Below are 6,355 nucleotides of genomic sequence, written 5' to 3' on the forward strand. Positions count from 1 at the left end.
ACATCAAAAATATATAATAATAAATGTATATCTAATGGAATTAGAATTTCTATGGGTAAAAATTATCATTGTGCTGATAATATTGTTATTGAAAGTTTTCATTCTTTATTAAAAAAAAGCAACAATTCATAACAATATTTACTTATCGCATGACGAATATATTAATGATGTTAAAAAATGAAATAAATGATATTCAAGCCGCAAAGAAAAGGATATAATAAATAAAAGTTTATAAACATTTTTTACTAATACTTACTTTTTGGGGTGCACTCTATTTCTTTACTTTTTATTTTTGATATAAACATTTTTTAAGAGACAGAATTCAACTACTGTTTATTGTGTATATTATATTCCCATAAAAATATTTGTCAATATAATAATTTCAATTTTTTAATTTAATGTTATAAATAAAATTAAAAGATTGGAGACAGAAAAAAATGCAAGACTATATACATGTAAAATTTGATGAACGAAGTTTATTTAAAGATTTATTGTTATCTGAAAGATGTAAAAAGAAAAATGGCACAATTAATTTGTCTGAAATATCAAGGCAAATTGGTCGTGCAGTTAATACTGTTAAAAGAGAAATTAATAGATTTACAAATATAGAAGATTATACATTATACACCAGTTGAAGCACAAAAATATTATAAGAAAAAACGAAAAAAATCTATTAAAAAACTGCCTGAATTTACAGAATAACAAAAAGAATGATTAAATATAAGATTTAATAAATATCATTATACACCATCACAAATTATTAGAAAGTTTAAAAAAAGTTTGGTGTTAAATTTCCAGCGTGTAAAAAAACTTTATATAAATGAATTAGGTTAAATTTATTAGGATTAAATAAACAAAATTTACGTCATCACGGTAAAAAATACAAAAGAAAAGGAAAAACTGAAAATCGTGGAAAATTAGATGATAAATTTAAGTCAATATGAGATATTAAAAATAAAGAATCTAATGTTGGTTGATTTGAGATGGATATGGTAGTTGGTAAAAACCATCAATCTAGTTGTTTAGTATTAGTTGAACAAAATAGTAAAAATTATTTTGCTATGAAATTAGAAAAAAATAATTCAAGTGAAGTTTTAGAAAAACTTGAACATATAGTTAGAATTAATGGTTTAGTTGGAAAAATTAAAGGAATAATAACAGATAGAGGAAAAGAATTTAGTAAGTTTGAAGAAATGGAAAAGATTACTGGTTCTAATATTTATTTTTGCGACCCTGGTAAACCACAACAAAAACCATTAATTGAATGTATGAATGGTGAGTTTAGACATTGATTTAAAAAGGGAACAGATTTTAATCCTATTAGTCAACAAAAAATAGATTGAGTAGTTGATGTTATGAATGAAAAATTAAGGCCTGTTTTGAATTGAAGAACAGCAAAAGAGGTATTTTTAGATAATTTTAGATAGGTTTATTTACAAAATTAATAAACTATTTTTCAGTATGCTTAAATATGCTTAAAATAGACTAAAATTACAAATATTTTATTTTTTTAAAAAAATAGTTGCATTTATTTTAAAGAGTGTTATTATCAAAATAACAAGAAACAGAATTTGCTGCTTGAATTTACACTATGCAAAAGAAAAATATAATCAATATGTAAACTATAATATGAAGGGCAAAGAAAAAACTATAAACAATGTTTATAGTTTATCATCATAATAATTTCTATTATGATGGTTTTTGTTAATACTTATTTCTTGCAATGTTTGGTAAAATTTTGTTTTAATAATTTTATTATTACAATAATTATATAAATATATACTACCAATTAGGATTCCTAAAATGGCAAAAAAAACAATGAAAAATCATACATATCCTGGAATTCCTAAAAAAGGAGTATGGATATTTAAAAAGAAATAGGGGTATCATCGGTTTTCAATAATCCCTGGTTCATTTCCTGGTCAAGTAAAATGGTTACCAGACAAACGACGTAATTCTCCTCTAATCATTGCATAAGCGCAATATGCTAATAGGACAAGTAAATATTTTCAAAAGTTTTTTCTAAAAAATTTTTTTAAGTTAATTTCTTGTTTATTTTCCATAAAAAATAAGATGTAAATAACAAATGCAATTGGATTTGTCATATGGTCAATAACTGTTGTAATTCATCCTATCGCGCTGCCTGGTAAAGGTTGTGTTGGCAGTAATAAACAATTGTAAATAATAAAAGTAATTGTAATATAACAAGCTGCTGCTAGTGCAACTGGGTATGATTTAATTTTATTTTTATTTTCTTGATGATGACGAATTCCACTAATTAAGAATCAGAATAAGATTCCTGGGTTTGATAAGCATGTAAAAGTTGTAAAAAAATCTAATGTATATACGGTGTAATCGCCATTATAACGGTTCATAATATCATTTTGATTTAAAATTCCATTAATGAACGCTCATCCTAAAATAGCAAGGCCAACTATTGCAAAAAATAGTTTATAAATTTGCTTTCAAGCTAATTTTATTTTTAAAATCATTGATAATTATTTCTCCTTGTTTTTTAGTTTTTTGTAGTAATTTAATATCCTGCATTACTACTATAGTATTGTAGCATTGATTATTTTAAAAAATGCTTTATCAAAGCAGAAAACTTTATTAAAATAATGTTTTTGTTTAAAAAGGTATACATTTTTATAAAAATTGGGTAAGATAATATAAACCTAAATTTATACAAGGTTTATTAGAAGAGGTGTAATTATGTCAAAAAAAGAACTAGCAGCACAAATTGCCGAAAAATTTACTGATGTGTTATCAAAAACACACGCAGAAGAAATTACAAATTTTGTTTTTGATCATATTAAAAATGCTTTAGTTGCTGGAAAAGAAGTTTCAATTGCAGGATTTGGGAAATTTGCTGTAACTGAAAGAGCAGCAAGGGATGGAAGAAATCCATCAACAGGAGAAACAATTAAAATCCCAGCTTCTAAATCAGTTAAATTTAAAGCAGGTAAACAATTAAAAACTGATTTAAACAATAATTAACAATTAGGAAAGATTTAATTGTTATGTTAAATAGTTTATTTAACAAAAGAAGTATTAATAAGTGACGTTTTTTGTTAAGTCATTATAAATTAATAAATTTGTCAGAAGAACAGTTAGTATTAATCATGTTGATTATGAACTGTTCTTCTTCTGATAAAAGGTTTATTACGCCATTAGAAATTGCAAATCATTCTAATTTTAGTGAAGCTCAAGCAAAAAAGATGTTAGATCATTTGAAACAAGCTGGTTTTATTGATATTAAAATGAAAAAAGGTGTTTTAGAAATGGATTTATCCCCAATTTTTAATAAGATCATTATTGCAATTGAAAACCTAGAATTAAATGTTGAAAAAAAGATTTTATTTGAACAAGTAAATCAAATTTTACAGCATCCTTTAAATGAACACGAAAAAGCAACTTTAAATACCTATTTAGAAAATAAAATTTCTGATTTTCAATTAACCCTAATTATTAATAATCATCAAAATGCAAAACTAACTTTTAAAGAATTACTGAAGTTTATTGATAATTATCTTAAAAATAAACCAAAATCATTAACTAAATATAATTGATTAATTGATTAAGAATTGGTTCGAAATCAAGAAAATTAGGAAAAACTAAAAAAAGTTCATGGCCATTTTCAATAAAATATGAAAGTGGTATTTGTTTTGTTGGCATTAATTTTATTCACTTTATTAATTTTTGATATGATAAAATAAAATAACGATCATAATAATGAAAGTAAATAATAATAAAACTAATGCCATGATGATTAGGAACTGATGCTAATTGTTGTAATTGATGGGTCTTAAGATTGTTTAAATTAAATTTTTGTTGAGTACTTTCTTTTGCTTCAAATTCAATATAATAACCTTGATAAAGTCCATAATAATCACATCCAGTTTTTGTTTTAAAATAACTTTTTGTGATTAAATGCTGTTGTTTTTCAAGTGGGGTAATATTTACTGGTCGTTTAAAAAAAAGACCACTATTATTATCAAAATATTTTTGAATAGTATAATTAAGTAAAGATTCTAAAAACATGCCACGATTATTGGGTAGATACATTTTTGTTTCCTTCTTCAATAATTAATTATCAAAAAAGGAAGTTTGTTCCTTGCAAATGAGGTGTAAAAAATAAAAACAATTAAATTACGAGCAACGGATATTATTAATAAGGAATTCCAAGTTGATTATCAAGGCTATGATCCAAATGAAGTTGATACATTCTTAGATATGGTTGCGACAGATTATCGAGTTTTTGAAGGAATTACAAATGACTTTAATAAGGAAATCAAGTACTTGCGTCAACAATTAAATGATTTGCAAGATAAAAATGATGTTTTAAGAGCTCAGCTTGATGAAACAAAAGCTCAAAAAGCCCGCTTAGAAGAAGAAGGTTTTTCAAAAGCGGATTTAATAAAGCGTATTCATAACTTAGAAGGAAAAATAAATAACGATTAGATTTATTTAATTAATTTCTAAGATATAGTATAATATATATGAGTTATAACAGAACTAGTTGCTATTAACATCCTGTTAATAGAGGAAACTCCACGCTCGCACAATCTGTGATGATTGTAGTGTTTGTGCTAATTTAATTCATAAAATTAGGCATAAGGTTGCTTATGACGGCTGAAAAAAATCCTACTTTATTATTAAATAATATGGAGTTTTTTCTATAAAAGTGCCACAGAAACGAGTTTTTAAAGAAATTTAAAAAATGGAACGGGTAAACCCCACAAGCGAGAAACCTAAATTTTGGTAAGGGAACTTCTTGTTTTGAAGCAGAAAAAACAAGGGGATCAATTTAATGATTGATAGATAAATAACTAGTATTTTATTTCAGAAAATAAAAAACAGAACGTGGGTTATGATGTTGTAACTTTACTAATAAAAATAGATATTAATCTATTTTTATTTTTGTTTAGGTAGTTATAATTTATTTTTATAAAATGTAGAATAAAGGATGAAGTAGGAAAAATCAACTCTTATTAAAGAGTTGATTTTTTTTATTTAAAAATTAACTTTAAAAATTAAATATATTGGTTCTACAATTATTTAATTTTACAATTACATATTTTTTAGTGGAAGGTTCCCCAACATGGCATTTTGTCAGTAAAGAAACCAATAGAACTGTTAACTTGTTTTTTTGCGATTTTGTAAATTAATAATTTTGATTAAGATAAACAGATAATGCTGTATTCATAACTTTTAATTGCAAGAATAAAAATAAAATCGTGTGCGTAGAAGTTGATTAACTTTTAATAACTGGGCAGGGCTTTCTTAATTAATCTACTAGTGGGGACTTGATTAGGAGGTACTTAATACTACAAGTAACTACAAAATGTAGAACATTGTAGTACTTTGTAGTTAATTGTAAATGTTAACATCGCCACCGCTCACCCCCAGTGAAGCGAATGGCGTATTAAATAAATAGATAAATACTTATATAACTAATTCTCGCTTTGGCACTTTCACTTGGGAGTGAGTGCCAGCGAGTTAAAAATCAAAGGAATAATTTAGGAGGTTTATATGAAAAAGTTAAATAAAACTTGTATTAAACAAAAATATTGAGGTTATTGCTTTAAATGTAATCAAGAAAACAAATTACAAGAATTAATGCTACGTGCTTATCCCGTATCATTTGAAGATATGAATGATGAACATTGAGCATTAGGGAAACAGAATTAGGAGAAATTAAATTATGACTAAAATATACTTATTAGTAATTAAAAATGAATATTTACCTACAAATTCATTTTATACATTAGAAGAAGCAAAAGCGGTTGCTAAAAATATGGCAGGTATAACAACCATTATTGATTTAGAAAACGAAAACATTAAATGACAAGGATTTGAATAATATGAAAAAATGTGTTAAATGTAAAATAAATGAAACAAAATATACTAAAAAATGCGGTAAATGTTTACAAAAAGAATTAATTTATGTAGTTACTGGTAGTGAAATTATTGCTACAAATTGAGATCTAGTTAATAATGGCAAAATATTGTAAAAATTGTCAATGTCCAGTAAATCAAATTAACTCTGATTATTGTTTATTTTGTAAAAAGGATGTGAATAATAATGATGAATTTAAAAGAATTATTAAATTAATTATTTGATAACTACCCAGAAGCGGCACAAGATTATAGTTTAGATATTTGAGATAGATATTAGAGTGCACCCCAAAAAGTAAGTATTAGTAAAAAAGGTTTATAAACTTTTATTTATTATATCCTTTTCTTTGCGGCTTGAATATCATTTATTTCATTTTTTAACATCATTAATATATTCGTCATGCGATAAGTAAATATTGTTATGAATTGTTGCTTTTTTTAATAAAGAATGAAAACT

8 protein-coding genes, 1 other RNA gene and 1 pseudogene are annotated in these 6,355 nt (G+C 24.7%); 8 read left to right on the forward strand and 2 right to left on the reverse strand.

Annotated features, from left to right (window positions below):
- Positions 1-437: 437 nt before the first annotated feature.
- A pseudogene (locus tag D9R21_RS03915) lies at positions 438-1,427 on the forward strand (IS30 family transposase).
- Between the two features lie 234 nt (positions 1,428-1,661).
- On the opposite strand, the gene D9R21_RS03920 reads toward D9R21_RS03915, so the two are convergent.
- Entirely contained in the window at positions 1,662-2,492 is an 831-nt protein-coding gene (locus tag D9R21_RS03920; RefSeq protein ID WP_126821182.1) for a Pr6Pr family membrane protein, read from the reverse strand.
- A 220-nt stretch (positions 2,493-2,712) separates the two neighbouring features.
- On the opposite strand from D9R21_RS03920, the gene D9R21_RS03925 reads away from it, so the two are divergent.
- A complete protein-coding gene (locus D9R21_RS03925; protein WP_126821183.1) occupies positions 2,713-2,997 on the forward strand; it encodes an HU family DNA-binding protein in 285 nt (94 codons plus the stop codon).
- A gap of 23 nt (positions 2,998-3,020) precedes the next feature.
- Positions 3,021-3,581 (forward strand): DnaD family protein, encoded by a 561-nt coding sequence (locus D9R21_RS03930; protein ID WP_126821184.1) that lies wholly within the window; start codon positions 3,021-3,023, stop codon positions 3,579-3,581.
- Here the strand turns inward: D9R21_RS03930 and D9R21_RS03935 are convergent.
- The gene (locus D9R21_RS03935; protein WP_126821185.1) at positions 3,556-4,065 is read right to left on the reverse strand and encodes a Holliday junction resolvase RecU; all 510 of its coding nucleotides are present in this window, start codon (positions 4,063-4,065) and stop codon (positions 3,556-3,558) included. The genes D9R21_RS03930 and D9R21_RS03935 overlap by 26 nt on opposite strands.
- Positions 4,066-4,149: 84 nt before the next feature.
- Between D9R21_RS03935 and D9R21_RS03940 the strand changes: the two genes are divergently transcribed.
- From D9R21_RS03940 to D9R21_RS07065, 5 genes are all read left to right on the forward strand, one after another.
- On the forward strand, positions 4,150-4,461 hold the full coding sequence (locus tag D9R21_RS03940) for a DivIVA domain-containing protein (protein WP_255416613.1): 312 nt from the start codon (positions 4,150-4,152) through the stop codon (positions 4,459-4,461).
- Between the two features lie 46 nt (positions 4,462-4,507).
- Positions 4,508-4,876: RNase P RNA component class B (gene rnpB, locus D9R21_RS03945), an RNA gene on the forward strand.
- A gap of 656 nt (positions 4,877-5,532) precedes the next feature.
- Complete coding sequence (locus tag D9R21_RS07055; RefSeq protein ID WP_158613874.1) at positions 5,533-5,691, forward strand: hypothetical protein; 159 nt, start codon at positions 5,533-5,535, stop codon at positions 5,689-5,691.
- A gap of 13 nt (positions 5,692-5,704) precedes the next feature.
- Positions 5,705-5,863 (forward strand): hypothetical protein, encoded by a 159-nt coding sequence (locus D9R21_RS07060; RefSeq protein ID WP_158613875.1) that lies wholly within the window; start codon positions 5,705-5,707, stop codon positions 5,861-5,863.
- Position 5,864: 1 nt separating this feature from the next.
- Positions 5,865-6,014 carry a hypothetical protein gene (locus D9R21_RS07065; RefSeq protein WP_158613876.1) on the forward strand — a complete coding sequence of 50 codons (150 nt, stop codon included), beginning with the start codon at positions 5,865-5,867 and terminating at the stop codon, positions 6,012-6,014.
- Positions 6,015-6,355: the final 341 nt, after the last annotated feature.

It is taken from the genome of Spiroplasma endosymbiont of Megaselia nigra, assembly GCF_003987485.1.
In the GTDB taxonomy this organism is placed as follows: Bacteria; Bacillota_I; Bacilli_A; order Mycoplasmatales; family Mycoplasmataceae; genus Spiroplasma.